Below are 15,993 nucleotides of genomic sequence, written 5' to 3'. Positions count from 1 at the left end.
CACGGAAACGCGGAAACGCTCTGACCCTTTGTTTTCACGCAATCCCATTCTCACTTTTCCCGGAATTGCTCGAGCGCCGCCAGGATGCGCGGCGGCGACATCGGGATGTGCGTCATGCGCACGCCGACCGCGTTCGACACCGCATTGGCGATCGCCGCCAGCGGCGGCACGATCGAGGTCTCGCCGACGCCGCGCACGCCATAGGGGTGGTTCGGGTTGGGGATCTCGAGGATCTGTGTGTCGATCATCGGCAGGTCCGAGCACACCGGGATGCGGTAGTCGAGGAAGCCGGCATTCTGCAGCCGCCCGTCCTTGCCGTAGATGTATTCCTCGTTGAGCGCCCAGCCGATGCCTTGCGCCGCGCCGCCCTGGTATTGCCCCTCGACATAGGTCGGGTGCACCGCCTTGCCGGCATCCTGCACCACCGTGTAGCGCAGCACCCGGGTCGCCCCGGTCTCGGGGTCGACCTCGATGTCGCAGATATGGGTGGCGAAGGAGACGCCGGCGCCGTCGGCGACCAGTTCGCTGTGGCCGGCGATCGGCCCGCCGGTGGTGCCGGACTGGGCGGCGATCTCCTTGAGCGACAGCGGCGACAGGTTGCCGTATTTCTCGCCTCGGGCCAGTGCATGACCCTTTTCCCAGACCACGTCGTCGGCGGGGATGTCCCACATCTGCGCGGCGCGTTCGCGCAGGATCCTGATGGCGTTGCGCGCGGCCGAAATCGTCGCCATCGACGAAGAGAAGGTGCCGCGGCTGCCGTCGGTCATGTCGTTGTAGCCGAGACTGGACGTGTCGGCGACGATCGCCTTGACTTGGGCATAGTCGATGCCGAGCTCTTCGGCCGCCACCAGCGACAGCGAGGCGCGCGAGCCGCCGACATCGACGGTGCCGACGGCCAGCGAGACCGAGCCGTCCATGCCGATGTTGAGGTCGACGCAGGTCTGGCCGCCGAAGTTGAACCAGAAGCCGCAGGCCATGCCGCGGCCCTGGTTTTCCTTGAGCGGCGCCTGCATGTGCGGATGCTTCTTTACCGCCTCAAGCGTCGGGCCGATGCCGATCGGGCCGTAGACCGGGCCGTAGGAGGCGCGCGTGCCTTCCTGCGCCGCGTTCCTGATGCGGAAGTCGACCGCGTCCATGCCGACCTTCCTGGCCAGCTCGTCGATGCTGCTTTCCACCGCGAACGCCGCCATCGGTGCCGACGGCGCGCGATAGGCCGCCGTCTTCGGCCGGTTGACCAGCACCTCGAAGCCGACCGTCCTGACATTGTCCAGCCTGTAGCAGGCAAACGCCGTCATGGCGCCGACCTCGGCCCACATGCCGGGATAGGGGCCGCAGCTGTAGCGCAGCGTCGCTTCCGCCGCGGTGATGGTGCCGTCCTTGCGCGCGCCGATCTTCACGTCGATCGAGGTGGCGCTGGTCGGGCCCGACGCCCGGAACACCTCGTCGCGCGTCATCACCAGCTTCACCGGCCGGCCCGCCTTGCGTGACAGCGCCAGCGCCACCGGTTCGGCCCAGACATGGGTCTTGCCGCCGAAGCCGCCGCCGATCTCCGACGAAGTGACGCGCAGCTTCGAGGCTTCCATGCCGAGCAGCTGGGCGCAATGCTGGCGGTAGACGAACGGACCCTGCGTGCAGACCCACAGCTCCGCCATGCCGTCGGAGCTGACGCTCGCCACGCAGGCATGCGGCTCGATATAGCCCTGGTGCGTCTGTTCGGTCCTGAACGAACGTTCGACGATGTAATCGGCCTCTGCGAACCCCTTGCGCACGTCGCCATGGCCATATTGCGTGCGCTTGTAGACGTTGGACGGCTTGACCGGCTTTTCCTCCAGCCCTTCGGTGAAGATCGCCTCGTTGATCAGCGGTGCGCCGTGGCGGAAGGCCTCGTCGACATCGGTGACATGCGGCAGCACCGCGTAGTCGACCGAAATCAGCTTCAGCGCCTGCCTGGCCGTGCGGGCGTCGATCGCCGCCACCGCCGCCACGGCATGGCCGTCATAGAGCGCCTTGCCGCGCGCCATGCAGTTGTCGAGGATGTCGCGCAGCGCGCTGTCGCCATTGGTAAGGTCCGGCAGGTCGGCGGCGGTGATCACCGCCTTGACGCCGGGCAGCGCTTCCGCCTTCGCGGTGTCGATGCCGCGGATGACGGCATGGGCATGCGGGCTGCGCAGCACGCGGCCGACCAGTTGCCCGGCCATGTTGAAGTCGGCGCCGTAGCGGGCGCGGCCGGTCACCTTGTCGATGCCGTCGGGGCGGATCGGCCGGGTGCCGACGGCGGTGAAGCTGCGGTTGGTCAGACGCGGATCGAAATTCATCGCCTCAGCCCCTCATCACGCTGGCGGCGTCCTGGACGGCGCGCACGATCTTGTCATAGCCGGTGCAGCGGCACAGGTTCCCGGCCAGGCCGAAGCGGATCTCCTCTTCGGTCGGGTCCGGGTTCTTGGCCAAAAGGTCCTTGGCCGCGATCAGGAAGCCCGGCGTGCAGATGCCGCATTGCAGGGCGGCATGTTCGAGGAACTTCTGCTGCAGCGGATGCAGCTTCTCGCCATGCGCCATGCCTTCGATGGTCTCGACCTGCCGCCCTTCCGCTTCCGCGCCCAGCACCAGGCACGAACACACCAGCCGGTCGTCGACGATGACGCTGCAGGCGCCGCAGTCGCCGGTGCCGCAGCCTTCCTTGGCGCCGGTCAGGCCGAGCCGGTCGCGCAGCACCTCCAGCAGGGTCTCGTCGGGCTGGCAGAGATATTCGACGGCATCGCCGTTGATCGTCGTGGAAACCGCGATACCGGCCATCATTTGCCTCCTGCACGTTCGTAAGCGGCGGTGGCCACGCGCCTGGCCAGCACGCCCGCGACTTTGCGTCTGAACTCGATGGTGCCGCGCTTGTCGTCGATCGGGCGGCAGGCGCCCGAGCACACCTTGGCCAGCCGCTCCAGCGTCGCCTCGTCCAGTTTCGAGCCGACCAGCACTTCGGCCGCCTCCTCGACCAGCAGCACGGTTGGCGCGGCGGCACCCAGCGCCACGCGCGCCGACTTGACCGTGCCCGCCTCGTCGAGCGTCAGGTTGATGCCGGCGCTGACCACGGCGATGTCCATTTCGGTGCGCGGGATGAAGCGCAGATAGGCATCGCCCGAACGCGGTGCTCTGTTGTCGAGCAGGATCGCCTCGATGATCTCGCCTTTGGCGAGCGAGGTCCGGCCCGGCGCGGTCGGCACGCTTTCGACGGCAACCGTGCGCTTGCCCGACGGCCCGGCCACCACGGCCCTCGCGCCGGCCGCCACCAGCGCCGGCACCGAATCGGCGGCCGGCGAGGCGTTGCAGAGATTGCCGACGATGGTGCAGCGGCCCTGCACCTGTTTCGAACCGATCAGCTTCGCCGCTTCGACGACGCCCGGCCATGCCTTTTTCAGCACCTTGTTTTCGCCCAGCACCGCGCAGGGCACGGCGGCGCCGATGCTGAAGCCTTCCGCGGTTTCCCGGATTTCACTCAAATGCGCGATCGCCTTGATGTCGACGATCAGGTCTGGTTCGACGAACCCGCCCTTCATCCTCACCAGCAGGTCGCTGCCTCCCGCCAGGATGGCGGCCGTTCCGGATGAACCGACCAATTGGCCGACGGCATCCTCGATCGTAAGCGGACGTATGTAGCGCATCGTCTCCCCTTCACTGGTTGAACATAGTTATAGAGGCTCCTCCGGCAATGGTCATCCGGGGACGCGCGCTGAATTTGTGTGCCAGGCGTTTAAGGGGGGCGAACAGCCGAGGCCAGGCGCGGCGCCTCTTATCTCCCCCCTTGCGGGGGAGAAAGGATTTTCACGATCTTAGCGAGCACGCCCGCAGGGCGGCACAGCTAAGTCGTAGAAAATCCAAGAGAGGGGATATTCAGCTGAGGTGCTTCGCAAATGAGAGCCCTCTCTTTGTCGAATGCGAGGGACGCAGATTGTCAGCGTAACGGCTGAAAATCCCCTCTCTTGCGATTTCTAGCACTTAGCCTGCGCCGCCCTAAAGGGCGTGCTCGTCTAAGATGCTGAAATCGCTTTCTCCCCCGCAAGGGGGGAGATAGAGGCGCCGCGCCTGCAGCGTTTCGTCTTCCGGCGTGGCGCCCAATCGACCTGATGCGCCCGCCGGAAACAGCGTCACCACCCCTCAAGCCCCGCACACCGCCATCGTCCTTGCCTTCTGCCATCCACCCACGAACACCAGCCCGAGGCCGGCCGCGGCAAGCAAACCGCCGGCGATGGAGACGGCGGCGTAGCCGAGGCCGAGGCTGATGACGGCGGCACCGAGCGCCGCGCCCAGCGCGTTGCCGAGGTTGAAGGCGCCGACATTGATCGAGGAGGCGAGGCCGGGCGCTTCCGATGCCGCCTGCATCACCCGCATCTGCACCGGCGGCACGATTGCGAAGGCAGCACCGCCCCAGACCAGCAGGCCGATGGCGACGCCGGCATGGCTGGCGAACAGCAGCGGCAGCACCAGCATGATCAGCGCCAGCGCGGCGAGGAAGATCTTGGTGGCGCCGTCGAGCGACCAGTCGGCCAGCCGGCCGCCCAGCCAGTTGCCGATGGTGAAGCCGACGCCGATCAGGGCGAGCGCCAGCGTCACGAAGCTGCCGGAAGCGCCGGTCAATGTTTCCAGCGTCGGCGCGACATAGGTGTAAAGCGTGAACATCGCACCCGCGCCCATCACCGTGGTGGCCATGGCAAGCAGCACGGCCGGGCGCGTCAGCACCTGAAGCTCGCGCTTCACATCCGGCATCTGGCCGCGCTCGCCCTTCGGCAGCGCGAACCACAGTGCTGCGATCGCGGCAAGGCCGATCAGCGCCGTGCCGGCAAAGGCCATGCGCCAGCCGACCTGCTGGCCGACCCAGGTGGCGGCCGGCACGCCGCCGATGTTGGCGATGGTCAGCCCCATGAACATGGCGGCCACCGCGCTGGCCTGCTTGTCCTTCGGCACCACGCTGGCCGCCACCACCGCGCCCAGGCCGAAGAAGGCGCCATGGTTGAGGCTGGTGACGAGGCGGGCGGCCAGCAGCGTGAAATAGCCCGGCGCCATCGCCGACATCAGATTGCCGATGGTGAAGATGCTCATCAGCAGCATCAGCGCCGTGCGCTTGCCGAAGCGGCTGAACGCCAGCGTCATGAACGGCGCGCCGACCAGTACGCCGATCGCATAGGCGCTGATCAGAAGGCCCGCCGTCGGGATCGACACGTCGACCCCTTGCGCGATCACCGGCAACAGCCCCATCGGCGAGAATTCCGTAGTGCCGATGCCGAACGCGCCGATCGCCAGCGCCAGCAGCGCCAGCCGCGCGGGGGTCGCCGTCGCGGCGGCGCCTTTGCTATCTTTGGTGTTCATCACGTCAGTGTTCATGGCTTCAGCCTTCACTGCGCCCTTTTGGGCATCGGGTTGTTGAAACGATCAGCCGGAACACGCTCCCCGGTGTTCGGCATATTCTTTGGTTCGCTGCGCGGCTCGTCTTGCCTTCTCCCACAAGGGGAGAAGGGGTCGTCAGCGACGGGGCCTTTCATGTGACGCCCGCCTCACACATCCCACGTCGGCGCCAGCCCGGGAGGAGAGACCAGCCGTCCATCCGCCCGCGCCAGGGCGGCGATCGCCGCCATGTCGGCGTCGTCCAGCGCGAAATCGAAGATGGCGATGTTTTCGGCCACGCGCGCCGGGTTCGCCGTCTTCGACAGCGCGATGAAACCCTGCTGCACCAGCCAGCGCAGGCCGACCTGGGCGGCACTTTTGCCGTATTTGGCGCCGATCACCTGCAACATCTCGTCCTGCGGCACGGCGCCGTCGGCCATGCCGTAATAGGCGGTGACTGCAACGCCGGCTGCACGCGCCGCCGCCACCAGAGCCTGCTGCGGCAGATAGGGATGCAACTCGACCTGGTTGGTGACGATCGGCACCGAGGAGCGTTCGACCGATTGCCGCATCTGCGCGATATTCTGGTTGGAGACACCGACGAAACGTGTCTTGCCCGCGGCCTGCACCGCATCGAGCATGTCGATCTGGTCGGTGACCGGCACCGTGTCGGCCGGCCAGTGCAGCAGCAGAAGGTCGACCCGGTCGACCTTGAGCTTCTCCGGGCTTTCATCCATCGAAGCGGCGAACCGGCCCGCGCTGTAATTGTCGACCCACACCTTGGTGGTCAGGAACAGCTCCTCGCGCCGCGCCCCGGCGCGCTCCAGCGCGCGGCCAAGCGCCGCCTCGTTCTGGTAGATCTGCGCGGTGTCGAAATGGCGGAAGCCGGCTTCGAGCGCTGCCGGCACCACCCGCTCCACCTCGGCGTCCGCCATGCGGAACACGCCGAAGCCGAGCGCCGGGATGCTGGCCCCATGGGCGGTGACGGTTAACATGGGCGATGTCCTTCTTTCAGCCGCCGCAAACCCGGCGATTTGTTTCAGGCCATCACATAATCAGCCGCCCGAGGCTTGATTATCCCGTCGCCATTCCCATCATCTGTGAAACGAAATCACAGGCAGGCAAGCCATGGACAACCGCACCGGTGAAATGCAGGTGTTCCTGCGCGTGGTCGAGGCGGGCAGTTTTTCGGAAGCCGCCCGGCTGCTGCGGCTGACGCCATCGACCGTCAGCAAGCTGGTGTCGCGTGTGGAGGCGCGCCTTGGCGTACGCCTGATCGAGCGCTCGACGCGGGCGCTGTCGCTGACCGCCGAGGGCCAGCTCTATTACCAGCGCGGCCAGGCGCTGTTGCAGGAGCTCGACCGGATCGAGCAGGAGATCACTTGCGGCGCTGTGGCCACCGGCGGCACGGTGCGGGTCAACGTCTCGGTCGCCATCGGCGTTCTGGGGCTGGAACCGATCCTGCCCGACTTCTGGCGCGCCTATCCCAACATCGCCGTTGATCTTTCCCTGAGTGACGAGATCGTCGACCTCTATCTCGACCGCACCGACATCGCCTTCCGCATCGGCACGCTGCCGGATTCCGGCATGCTGGCGCGCCGCATCGGCAGCTCACGCCGCAAGATCGTCGCCGCCCCTGCCTATCTCGAGCGCGCCGGCGTGCCGCGTTCGGTGGGGGATCTTGCCGGCCACAACTGCCTGGGTTTCAACTTCCGCCGCGCCGAGCCGGTGTGGCCGCTGAAGGAAAGCGGCCGCATCGTCGACCGCGCCGTCAACGGCTCGCTGCTGGCCAACAATGGCGAGACGGTGCGCCGCATGGCGCTGGCCGGCGTCGGCCTCGCCCGCCTCGGCGGCTACCACGCCCGCGCCGACCTTAACGCCGGCCGCCTGGTGGAAGTGCTGGCCGATGTCGTGGAACCCGACGAGGAGGAGATGCACGCGGTGTTTTTAGGCGGGCAAAGGATGCCGCAGCGGGTGCGGGTGTTCCTGGATTTCGTGGTGCCAAGATTGCAGGGGTTTCTGGAGGGAATAGGATTGGGTAATCAGAACTGAGCACAATTGAGCGGGGCTTACATGACTACCAATGCTGCGATTGATATGTCGAAGGCCAATCATTTACCGGCACGAGGGGACGAACTCTTACGTGTTGTGACGCGGTTTGAGTATGCTTTGAAGGAAAACGGGTTCGGCAAATCTGGGAAGAATGGCGAAGTCGGGGTGGATTGGGATGGGTTTGCTAACAAGGCTCTCAAGGCCACCTTCCTTAAGAAAGTCCGTGACGAGAACATTGCGCCGACCATCTTGGCCAAGCCACCTAGCAAGCAGATTCTGGCCGGCCAGACCCTCGCCTGGGAGAATGCTACGCCGCCAGTAAGTGTGCAAGATTTGATGGCAGCCGTTCGCCGTGTCAGGAACAATCTCGTGCATGGAGGAAAGTCTGGCAACAGGGATTCTGATCGTAATAACACGCTGGTTGCCGAAGCAATCGAGGTTCTTCTCGAGGCGCTTCGGTCAGATTCCGACCTACGCTACACCTTCGAAGGAAGATGGTAGCTGCGAGCTTAACTGAACTATTGCCTTGACGCGACCAGTTTCACGAACTCAGTCACGTTCATCAGCCAGCTCTGCTGCGTTGGCTTGTATGAGGCGTGGATGGCTAGAGGTATGACCAATCTAACGCCAACGCCTTCCATTTGTGTCGTCTGTTTCGTTGAGATACTGGGCTGAAGCGTGAGAACATGCTTGGTCTGGATCTTGTCCGCTTCTGGTAAAACTTGGCGCCAACGGTCTTTGAGCGTGGATTTTGCGCCCAGCATGGTCAGTTTTGCTCGATCGAAATCGCTATCGTGATATTCAGCTATCCCTGGAAAAAGGAAATCGGGTTTGTTTCCGGCTTCCGTTACCGCACCGTGCGAGAAGCGAACCTTGCAAGCCGTAAATAACGCTTTCAGGTGGTGTTCTAGACTCTGCCCGACACGGGACTTGCGCCGATTTTGTACACTTAGCGAGAAGTCAATAAAGCCGTCTACATCGGCTTTATTTTTGGCAATGAAGCCTTCCTTCAATCGTTCGGAAACAATCTTTCGCTCCAAACGGCGGAACATCATCTCCTCCCGTTCGATCCATGCCATAAGAGCCGCATCAGGGTTGTCGCGGGGGTCAACCTGCGGCAGGGATTTCCGAGCCAGTTCGGAGAAGGGCTGAGTCTTGGGAAATTTAAGTCCGAACGGTGCGACAAGCTCATCCAGCAGGACAGACTCTGGCTCCTCGAATTCCACCCCAAGCTCATCAAGAATATAGCGGGCAGCGAAATCCATTCGCATGTCTTCGTTGCCTGCTACAGGCTTGTAGAAGAAATCCTCCTGTAGCTCCTCATCCAAGCCGAATAGATAGAGAAGCTGGTTCTCGACGGTACTGCTTGCCGGTGCTATAATGGCGAGGCCTGTATTATCCGTTCGCATCGCGAGGAAAAAAGCGTCGTCTTTCCTCATTAATTCTGTCACAGCATTGCCTTGATAGTAGAGACGGAATTCCGATCGTTTCGGATGGGCCTTGCGACTATCATACCAGCTTATGATCCCATCTTCGGCGACTCCCTCCTGTTCTTCCCCAAGCCAGATGAAACGAACGGGTATCTCCTTGCGATCAGCGTTGCCCAAGAGCTCTTTGAGTGCCTTGGAGCTATTGAATTCGTGCTGATTTGAGCCTTTACCCCTTGGAGCAGTCTCAACCATCGAAAGGCGCTTCACCACCACGCCGGTAAAGTAGTCCGAGAGCATTCCCCGCTTCATCTCTTCCGCGTATCTCCATTAATGGCGCATCGCTTTTTAACCAGTGAGCGCACAGCTCGATAACATCTTCAAACGGCAATGCGTTTCTCCCACGCAAAGCACACTCCCATATCGCCCCGACACGCCAACCCTCCGATACAAGGTGCGATTCGGCCAGAGCGTCCCGCTGCTTATTTCCATCAACCTTGGCGAGCCAGAAATCTTGCCGTGTACTCGGTAGTCGGAAGAGATGGCAGTTATGTCCATGCCAAAAGCAGCCGTGCACAAACAACGCTGCTCGATATTTTGGAAGAACCAAGTCAGGCTTGCCCGGCAGCGCTTTGACGTGCAGACGGAAACGGAAGCCTATGGCATGCAAGCCTTTCCTGATCACTAGCTCAGGTTTGGTATTCTTTCCCCGGATGCCGGACATCATCCGGCTTCTTACATCCGGTGGTACGATGTCAGCCATTCTCCGCGCGAGCCTGCTCCAAATGCGAGATGGCATCAAATCTCGGTGCACTGGCCTTCTGACTATTGATGGCGGCCATAAGGTACGGCTTCATCGAGTTCGCGATAAATTCCACTACAGGCACCACCACCGCGTTGCCAAACTGTCGATAGGCTTGTGTATCAGAAACCTTAATACGAAAAGGCTTTCCCGGTCGGTCAAATCCCATCAATCGAGCGCACTCTAGGGGGGTAAGGCGGCGTGGACGACTTCCCGGCTGGGCGATCAGGATTTCCGAACCATCCTTATAATATCGCGCCGACAGGGTGCGGGCGACATCATTCGGACCGAATAGGCTGTACCCGAAGCCATTGCCTGCAGACTGGTGTTTCTCTTTATAATTTTGGAGGTAGGTCCACAGGTGCTCGGTTAGGGTGTATTTCGAGTCTACTTCATCGTGTGGTAGTAGGATACTCTCCAGCTTTGGACCGGAGCCGGAAGGTGGTACGACGAGCTTCGATAGGTCGAACTCGCTGTGTTCCCGAAAGCCGACTATGAAAATGCGTTCCCGCTTTTGTGGCACCCAAGGCTCAGAGCTGATAACTCTTGCCTGAACATGATAATTCAGCCCCTGCTCAAGCACGCGCATGATCGTGCGGAAGGTTCGGCCTTGGTCGTGGCTTTCCAAGTTTTTCACGTTCTCAAGGACAAAGGCTGCAGGGCGATGATGTGCTATGATTTGGGCTGTGTCGAAGAACAATGTTCCCTGAGTCTCGTCCATGAAGCCATGACTGCGCCCGAGCGCGTTCTTCTTTGAGACTCCCGCAATTGAAAATGGTTGGCATGGAAACCCCGCTAAGAGCACGTCATGCTCGGGTATCTTGTCGGGGTCCTGTGAAAACTCCCGAATATCGCCACCGAGTTCATGATTGTCTGGGAAGTTGAGCGCGTAAGTTTCCCGCGAAAACCGATCCCATTCGGATGTGAATACACACCGTCCGCCGATTGATTGAAAGCCCAGCCGCAGCCCCCCGATACCTGCGAATAGATCGACGAAACGGAAGTCTACAGTCTCTTCGTCGTGCCCTCTGAAGCGCTCTTGGGCGACATCCTGCAAGATGCGGAGTGCAAGCTTCCTCGGCTCGCTTGTACCATCCTCATATCGGTAAACTGTTCGTCGAGTGACAGCGATAAGATCCGCCGTTTCTTCCGGGGTGAGGCCGGCCTGTTCGCGCAATCGAGTGAATTCAGTAGTTACAGTTGCGCGCATGCGTTCGTCTCGATTCTTTTCTGGGTCGTTTTCTGACACTCTGTCACCTAGATTCCCGTCTGGCAAGCAATTGTTCGCACTTTGTTCCGGTTGAGCGCGGTGATTTGTTTTTCAGATCACAACTAATTTCAACGATAGGTGCGTCAGTCCGATTTTCGTATCTACACCCTACCCTCTCCACCGGCACCACTGTCCGCAACTCCCGCCCCATCGCATTGATCAGCAGCACGATCCTGTCATCTCCAACGCTCTCCACCGTGCCGTTCTGCCCCGTGAACGCACCTTCGTGCAGCTTCAGCCTGTCGCCCGGTTTCACCGCGGCGCGGTCCATGCGCATCTGGTCGAACTCGCCGGCGTCCTGGGCGAGGCGGATGGCCTGTACGTCGGCGTCGCGGATGGCGATCGGGGCGCCGGCGCCGGCATAGGTCTGGCTGCGCAGCACGCGCGTCACATGCTGGCAGTCGAGCACGCGGGACCAGTGCTCGGATGCCAGCACCAGCAGGTAGCCCGGCCACAGCGGATAGTGCTGGCGGATCCATTTGCGGTAGCGGCGGTGGTGGAATTCCTTGCGGAAGGCGGGCAGGTAGACCGTCTGGCCAAGCGCGGCGATCTCGGCGCAGGCCTGGCGTTCCGATTGGGGATGGCAGCTGACGATGTACCAGCCGCCGTCCCCGCGATTGTCGCCGTAATTGTCATTCTGCGGCGCGCTCATTTGGCTGCTCCCTGTTCCCGGGCTTCTGCGGTTTCCTGGCGGCGGCCGCCGCGCTTCTTCAGCGCGTGCAGGATGGAGGTGTGATCGCGGTTGAAGATCCGGCCGATCTGCGGCAGCGACATATCCGGCCGGGCATCGGCCACCGCCTTGATGGCGTCGAACCTCGCCTGCACCAGCTTCTTCTCCAGCCGCGGCCCGGTGATCTCGGCAAGCGTGTAGCCATGCAGCGCGCCGACACGGCTGATGATCTCGCGCGCCGGCATTTTCGGCTCCAGCACGTCGATCGAGCGATAGGCGGCAACGGCAGGGTCCTGGCGGGTGGGCTGGGGTCCTGGTTTGCGCGGCTCGGGCTCGACACCTTTCGGCCTGGCGTTGCGCATGGTGTTTTCGTAACGGGCAATGAACATGGCTCAAGTGCTCCTGCGCCGGGCCATTTCCCGGCGCTTGATGAAGTTCTGGACGGAAGGGGATTGGCCGGCGGCAAGCGGCAGAGAATCTAAGACTCTTGTCTTGATTCTTTCCTCTGTATCAGTCGGCAGTCTTTGTCTGATTCCGTTGATAACACTGCGTTTTTCGGCGAGTTTCTGGCGGCCTTCCGCCGATTTCCCGTCGAGTCTCTCCCGGCTTATGATTTCTTCGGAGACCGCCTTGGAGGTGATGACATCACCGTCAAGGGTAAGCTTTCCGCGCCGGGTCAGCGTTTCGAAAGCCTTCCGAAAACTGCTTGGGCGCATGCCGCAGCGGCGCGCCAGAAGGGCGAGATCGGCACGGATGAGGATGCCGTCATGGTCGTAGAGCTCGCACAACAGCGTGATGTAGGCGGCGATCTCGTTGGGCGTCAGCCCGAAGGTGCCGTCGCGCCAGCGTTCGATGTAGAGCCGGAACCAGCGTTTCTTGCTCATGGCCGGCGCTCCACCGTCTGGCGGTGGCCGAAAGCCGCCTGTTGCAGAACGGCGAGCTCCCGGCGCTTCTGGAGCCCATGAAAGGAGCACTTCGCGGCCGGCAAGGCGGGCTTCTGCCGGACCTCCTGGTCGGCGCGCTTGCGGCGGCTGAAATCCGTGAGTTGCTTGCCATGCACCATGCGCTCCAGCGCATCGGCGATGTCGCGGGTGGGGATGCGTCTGTCTTGAGGCGTGCCGAGACCTTCGCTTGCGCGTTCCGTCATGGCGCAGCCACCAGGCGGATCGAGCGGGCGCGGCGGGGCGCATGGGTGAGGAAGCCGCGCTCTTCCAGTCCGGCGATCATGCGGTGGATGCCGGCCTTGCTGGCCAGCCCCAGCGCGCTTTTCATCTCCTCGAAGGAGGGCGCGAAGCCATATTGGTTTATGTAAGTCTTGACGAACATAAGCAGGTCGCGCTGGCGCGCGGTCATACCGCCGGTTCTGCCCGGAGGGTTTCCGTTTTTCACGGAACCGCGGAGGCACTCCGCCCCTTTGTTCTCGCGCTCGCGCGCCAGCTGCCGCACCACTTCGCGGGCCAGCCGCGGCTCGGCCGCGATCAGGGCGCGGGCCTTCATGCAAAGCGCCCCGGTCATAACGTCAGCACGCTCCAGGCGAAGCAGAAGAAGATGAAGCCGGTCAGCAGCGCCACGGCGGCGCCGAGCCCGGCCATGACCAGCAGATGCAATTTCTCTGAGGGCTCGGGGCCGCGCAGGTCGTCGTCGAAATCGTATTTCATCGGCGGAACTCCTCTTTGTTCGGGGCCGTTCGCTCAGAGGCAGCCGACGCCCGGGCGGCGGGAGGGGAGACCTGCCCAGGCGTCGGCCGTCCGCGACAGGGCCGCGGATGGGGAAGCGCCGGTGGTGCGGCGCATGACGGAAAGCTGCGTTGGGGCGCCCGGCTTTGGGTGGGATCACCGTCGCCGGGAGGCGCTGTTCATGATCCTGAATATCACGCTATGTGAACTAATTGCAAGCCCATATGCGTTAATTCTTTTCACGGCGTGAATATGGCAAAACAGGCCATGGCTGATGGCGGACGTTCCAATCAAGACATAGCGATGCGGCTGGCGGCGCTGCTTGCGGCGCTCAATCGCAACCAGACGTCCTTTGCCCAGCTGATCGGCATCAGCCAGCCGGCGCTCAACAATTATCTGAAAGGGCTCAGGCGCCCGGATCTCGACGTGGCCATCGCCATCCAGTCGAAGACCGGGGTCACTCTGGATTGGCTGTATCTTGGCGACCGGTCTGGATTACCCGCAAAGATGTTGGAGATTCTGCCCGACCTTTCCGATCGCCCGCAAAAGGCAGGATCGGCGCGGAGCGAGTGACCGCTTCCCAGTCCTCGCCCAGGCAGAAGATGATCTGGCGCACATAACGCAGCACCAGCAGCGCCTCGCGCTTGTCTTCCGGCAGCTGCGTGTAGAGTTGGCAGGCCACCCGTTTCAGATGGCCGTCGGCGTCCAGCTTTGCATCCATTCCACCCACCCGCTGCACTCCTGATTGGAGCCGGTATTAGGAACCAATTCCTGTGCTGCTTGTCAAGAACGAAACAAGAACTTATACTCATCTTGTGGAAGGCTGGAAAAGCTGATCATGTCGCGTCCGGGCCAAGCGCATGGGCTCGAAATCGGCGTCGATTCCGGGAAGAGTTCATGCGCCAGATCAAGGGGCGGGCATCCTTTGCGTGGCGGACACGCGGTGCTCCGGTGAGGGATTCGATGAAACCTTGGAAGATCGTTGTTGCTTTTCTGCTCGTCGTCGCCGCGTTTTCGGTGTCGGGCATCGTCTCGCGCTTCTCGAAGCCGCCGGCTCCCACTGTGGAGGGCGTGGCCGCCGAAGCCGAAAAATCGGGGCTGACCATCTTCACGGCGCTGCAGGAGGCGCTGCCCGCCGAGTACGATAAATTCATGGCCGGATACCTCGCTCTGGCCAAGGAGGGCCGCAGCGCCCAGGAGACGACTGCTTTCATCGGCAAGAACCTGGCTGATATCCGCCGGCGCCATGCGGATGCGCTGCGCAAGGCAGACCCTGCGCTGGTGCTGGCTGTGCTCCAGGCCAAGCTGGATATGCTCGAGCTGGTCAAGGCCAACGAAACGGCGCAGGATTGTGGCAGCTGGATCGTGACGGGCACCATGACCCCTGCCATGCAGGCGAAGAGCGCAACCTATGCCGCGCCTGCCGATCGCTTTGCCGCCGCCGTCATGCGGGCCATGGGGGCGGGCGAAAAGTCGGCGGTGGAAATCAGTGCCGTGACGGCGGATGACTGGCAAGCCATTGCAGCGCAGTTTGTCGCCAGCGGCGGCACCGCGGCGGAACTGAAGAGCCTGGCTGCCGGCGCGCAGGATCCTCGTGCCTGCGAAGTGAACCAGAAGTTCCTCAAGGTGCTGGCGGATGCGCCGGGTGTGTCCGGGCAACGGATGAGAGCCGAAACCGTGCGTGCGTTCGTTCTGACTGGATCCAGCTAAAGCAATTCCAGCAAAGTGCACAGCGGTTTTGCGTCCGGAATTGCGTCAAGCAACGAGAGCGTTGCGGGCGATTCTGCTGTCGCCGGAAATGCTCCGGGCGCGCTCCGCGCCAGGCGTTCTGTCGCGGCAGGTTCGCCGCCGTTGAAGCGTCGCAGCCGGCTTCAGGGTGACGGCCGGGCTGCCGCGACGGCGGGCCCGGCTTTCATGCGTCTCCGGCGGGCGGGCGCTGGTCCTGGTCTTGAGGGCTGATGTTCGGGCGGGATCAGCAGGAGCGCGCGCCATTGCCGCGCCGCGCCAGGCGGGCTGAAGCGCCGCCCGGGCGCTGTTGCAGATCCCCGGCGTTCCGCGGGTGGTGGCAAAGGCGAGCCGAGCGTCACATCCTGACGGTGCCCGCCTCGCGCGGGCTTTCTTTTTGCGGGCGCGCACCGTCTTCGGTCGGACGCAATCCCGGTTGATGATATTCACAAAGTGTGAATTTTGAGATTGATAACTTCACGCAATGTGATAATTGTATCCATGCTCAACAGGGGATGGATATGTCCAGCCACATCGATGCCACCGACGGTCTGGTGTTCCGCAAGACGGGTGAGAACCGCTGGCTGGTCACCATCGACGGCGTGCACGAGCGCACCGTCACCAAGGACGGTTCGTCCTTCATCGCCTGGATCGGCTGCCGCGATCGCCACTGGTCGTTCCAGCGCGCGCTCGACGCCTGCGCCGACCATGCCCGTTTCCATCATGAAGCCTGCGCCATCGCCAGGGCCAGGAACGAGACGGCGCAGGGCGCGCTTGCCGCGACCTCGCCCGGAGAGCGCCAGCACATGATCGACAGTCTCGAAGCCGAGCGCGACCTGCTCGACTATGCCGATGCCCATATGGACGTGCCGACCCGCAAGGCGGCCATCGACAGCCGGATCGCGGCGATACGGGCGGCGTGAGGAGCCCGCCGCTCGCGCGGCCGCTTGTCGGCCCTGGCGAAAGCGGCTTAGATCGCTGTGGCTGAAACGGCGGGATTA

The 15,993-nt window shown here is 62.9% G+C and carries 20 protein-coding genes; 5 read left to right on the top strand and 15 right to left on the bottom strand.

The genetic code is table 11. The features are described from left to right. Nucleotides 1-50: 50 nt before the first annotated feature. The 5 genes from ACFWYE_RS27445 to ACFWYE_RS27425 all read right to left on the bottom strand — a co-directional run bounded on the left by ACFWYE_RS27445 (nucleotide 51) and on the right by ACFWYE_RS27425 (nucleotide 6,365). A complete protein-coding gene (locus tag ACFWYE_RS27445; protein ID WP_379115278.1) occupies nucleotides 51-2,315 on the bottom strand; it encodes a xanthine dehydrogenase family protein molybdopterin-binding subunit in 2,265 nt (754 codons plus the stop codon). 4 nt (nucleotides 2,316-2,319) lie between these two features. Next, the gene (locus ACFWYE_RS27440; protein ID WP_379115277.1) at nucleotides 2,320-2,793 is read right to left on the bottom strand and encodes a (2Fe-2S)-binding protein; all 474 of its coding nucleotides are present in this window, start codon (nucleotides 2,791-2,793) and stop codon (nucleotides 2,320-2,322) included. Continuing rightward, nucleotides 2,793-3,653, bottom strand: coding sequence for an FAD binding domain-containing protein (locus ACFWYE_RS27435; protein ID WP_379115276.1), 861 nt, complete (start codon nucleotides 3,651-3,653; stop codon nucleotides 2,793-2,795). Before ACFWYE_RS27435 ends, ACFWYE_RS27440 begins: the two co-directional genes overlap by 1 nt. Before the next feature lie 493 nt (nucleotides 3,654-4,146). Beyond that, nucleotides 4,147-5,355, bottom strand: a complete 1,209-nt coding sequence (locus ACFWYE_RS27430; protein ID WP_379115340.1) for an MFS transporter — start codon at nucleotides 5,353-5,355, stop codon at nucleotides 4,147-4,149. A 185-nt stretch (nucleotides 5,356-5,540) separates the two neighbouring features. Beyond that, on the bottom strand, nucleotides 5,541-6,365 hold the full coding sequence (locus ACFWYE_RS27425; RefSeq protein WP_379115275.1) for an aldo/keto reductase: 825 nt from the start codon (nucleotides 6,363-6,365) through the stop codon (nucleotides 5,541-5,543). Nucleotides 6,366-6,498: 133 nt separating this feature from the next. On the opposite strand from ACFWYE_RS27425, the gene ACFWYE_RS27420 reads away from it, so the two are divergent. Both ACFWYE_RS27420 and ACFWYE_RS27415 read left to right on the top strand, forming a co-directional pair. Beyond that, the gene (locus ACFWYE_RS27420) at nucleotides 6,499-7,422 is read left to right on the top strand and encodes a LysR family transcriptional regulator (RefSeq protein WP_379115274.1); all 924 of its coding nucleotides are present in this window, start codon (nucleotides 6,499-6,501) and stop codon (nucleotides 7,420-7,422) included. A gap of 21 nt (nucleotides 7,423-7,443) precedes the next feature. Continuing rightward, nucleotides 7,444-7,923 carry a hypothetical protein gene (locus ACFWYE_RS27415; protein ID WP_379115273.1) on the top strand — a complete coding sequence of 160 codons (480 nt, stop codon included), beginning with the start codon at nucleotides 7,444-7,446 and terminating at the stop codon, nucleotides 7,921-7,923. A gap of 17 nt (nucleotides 7,924-7,940) precedes the next feature. Here ACFWYE_RS27415 and ACFWYE_RS27410 read toward each other — a convergent pair whose 3' ends face one another. Genes ACFWYE_RS27410 through ACFWYE_RS27370 form a run of 9 tightly spaced genes read right to left on the bottom strand, consistent with a single transcriptional unit; the run spans nucleotide 7,941 to nucleotide 13,249 of the window. Next, nucleotides 7,941-9,149, bottom strand: coding sequence for a type II restriction endonuclease (locus tag ACFWYE_RS27410; RefSeq protein ID WP_379115272.1), 1,209 nt, complete (start codon nucleotides 9,147-9,149; stop codon nucleotides 7,941-7,943). Next, the gene (locus ACFWYE_RS27405; RefSeq protein WP_379115271.1) at nucleotides 9,097-9,612 is read right to left on the bottom strand and encodes a very short patch repair endonuclease; all 516 of its coding nucleotides are present in this window, start codon (nucleotides 9,610-9,612) and stop codon (nucleotides 9,097-9,099) included. The genes ACFWYE_RS27410 and ACFWYE_RS27405 overlap by 53 nt, the downstream gene beginning before the upstream one ends. Further along, nucleotides 9,605-10,861, bottom strand: a complete 1,257-nt coding sequence (dcm, locus tag ACFWYE_RS27400) for a DNA (cytosine-5-)-methyltransferase (protein ID WP_379115270.1) — start codon at nucleotides 10,859-10,861, stop codon at nucleotides 9,605-9,607. The genes ACFWYE_RS27405 and dcm overlap by 8 nt, the downstream gene beginning before the upstream one ends. Before the next feature lie 43 nt (nucleotides 10,862-10,904). After that, nucleotides 10,905-11,573 carry a transcription termination/antitermination protein NusG gene (locus ACFWYE_RS27395; protein WP_379115269.1) on the bottom strand — a complete coding sequence of 223 codons (669 nt, stop codon included), beginning with the start codon at nucleotides 11,571-11,573 and terminating at the stop codon, nucleotides 10,905-10,907. After that, nucleotides 11,570-11,980 carry a helix-turn-helix domain-containing protein gene (locus ACFWYE_RS27390; protein WP_379115268.1) on the bottom strand — a complete coding sequence of 137 codons (411 nt, stop codon included), beginning with the start codon at nucleotides 11,978-11,980 and terminating at the stop codon, nucleotides 11,570-11,572. The genes ACFWYE_RS27395 and ACFWYE_RS27390 overlap by 4 nt, the downstream gene beginning before the upstream one ends. 3 nt (nucleotides 11,981-11,983) lie before the next feature. Further along, nucleotides 11,984-12,475 (bottom strand): DUF1376 domain-containing protein, encoded by a 492-nt coding sequence (locus ACFWYE_RS27385; protein WP_379115267.1) that lies wholly within the window; start codon nucleotides 12,473-12,475, stop codon nucleotides 11,984-11,986. Beyond that, nucleotides 12,472-12,738 (bottom strand): hypothetical protein, encoded by a 267-nt coding sequence (locus tag ACFWYE_RS27380; RefSeq protein WP_379115266.1) that lies wholly within the window; start codon nucleotides 12,736-12,738, stop codon nucleotides 12,472-12,474. The genes ACFWYE_RS27385 and ACFWYE_RS27380 overlap by 4 nt, the downstream gene beginning before the upstream one ends. Further along, nucleotides 12,735-13,088: a LexA family protein gene (locus tag ACFWYE_RS27375; RefSeq protein ID WP_379115265.1), complete on the bottom strand. Its 354-nt coding sequence runs from the start codon at nucleotides 13,086-13,088 to the stop codon at nucleotides 12,735-12,737. The genes ACFWYE_RS27380 and ACFWYE_RS27375 overlap by 4 nt, the downstream gene beginning before the upstream one ends. Before the next feature lie 14 nt (nucleotides 13,089-13,102). Continuing rightward, nucleotides 13,103-13,249, bottom strand: a complete 147-nt coding sequence (locus tag ACFWYE_RS27370; protein WP_379063487.1) for a hypothetical protein — start codon at nucleotides 13,247-13,249, stop codon at nucleotides 13,103-13,105. 270 nt (nucleotides 13,250-13,519) lie between these two features. On the opposite strand from ACFWYE_RS27370, the gene ACFWYE_RS27365 reads away from it, so the two are divergent. Further along, nucleotides 13,520-13,840 carry a helix-turn-helix domain-containing protein gene (locus ACFWYE_RS27365; protein WP_379115264.1) on the top strand — a complete coding sequence of 107 codons (321 nt, stop codon included), beginning with the start codon at nucleotides 13,520-13,522 and terminating at the stop codon, nucleotides 13,838-13,840. Here the strand turns inward: ACFWYE_RS27365 and ACFWYE_RS27360 are convergent. Further along, nucleotides 13,725-13,988 carry a hypothetical protein gene (locus ACFWYE_RS27360; protein ID WP_101939323.1) on the bottom strand — a complete coding sequence of 88 codons (264 nt, stop codon included), beginning with the start codon at nucleotides 13,986-13,988 and terminating at the stop codon, nucleotides 13,725-13,727. The two genes, ACFWYE_RS27365 and ACFWYE_RS27360, sit on opposite strands and share 116 nt — an antisense overlap. A 176-nt stretch (nucleotides 13,989-14,164) precedes the next feature. On the opposite strand from ACFWYE_RS27360, the gene ACFWYE_RS27355 reads away from it, so the two are divergent. Further along, a complete protein-coding gene (locus ACFWYE_RS27355; protein ID WP_379115263.1) occupies nucleotides 14,165-14,977 on the top strand; it encodes a hypothetical protein in 813 nt (270 codons plus the stop codon). A gap of 536 nt (nucleotides 14,978-15,513) precedes the next feature. Further along, nucleotides 15,514-15,915 carry a hypothetical protein gene (locus ACFWYE_RS27350; protein WP_379115262.1) on the top strand — a complete coding sequence of 134 codons (402 nt, stop codon included), beginning with the start codon at nucleotides 15,514-15,516 and terminating at the stop codon, nucleotides 15,913-15,915. Nucleotides 15,916-15,993: the final 78 nt, after the last annotated feature.

Origin of the sequence: Mesorhizobium sp. NPDC059025, assembly GCF_042739655.1 — a bacterium.
Classification (GTDB): domain Bacteria; phylum Pseudomonadota; class Alphaproteobacteria; order Rhizobiales; family Rhizobiaceae; genus Mesorhizobium.
The sequence above is the reverse complement of the archived record's forward strand: the minus strand, read 5'-3'. Positions and strand labels throughout refer to the sequence as shown.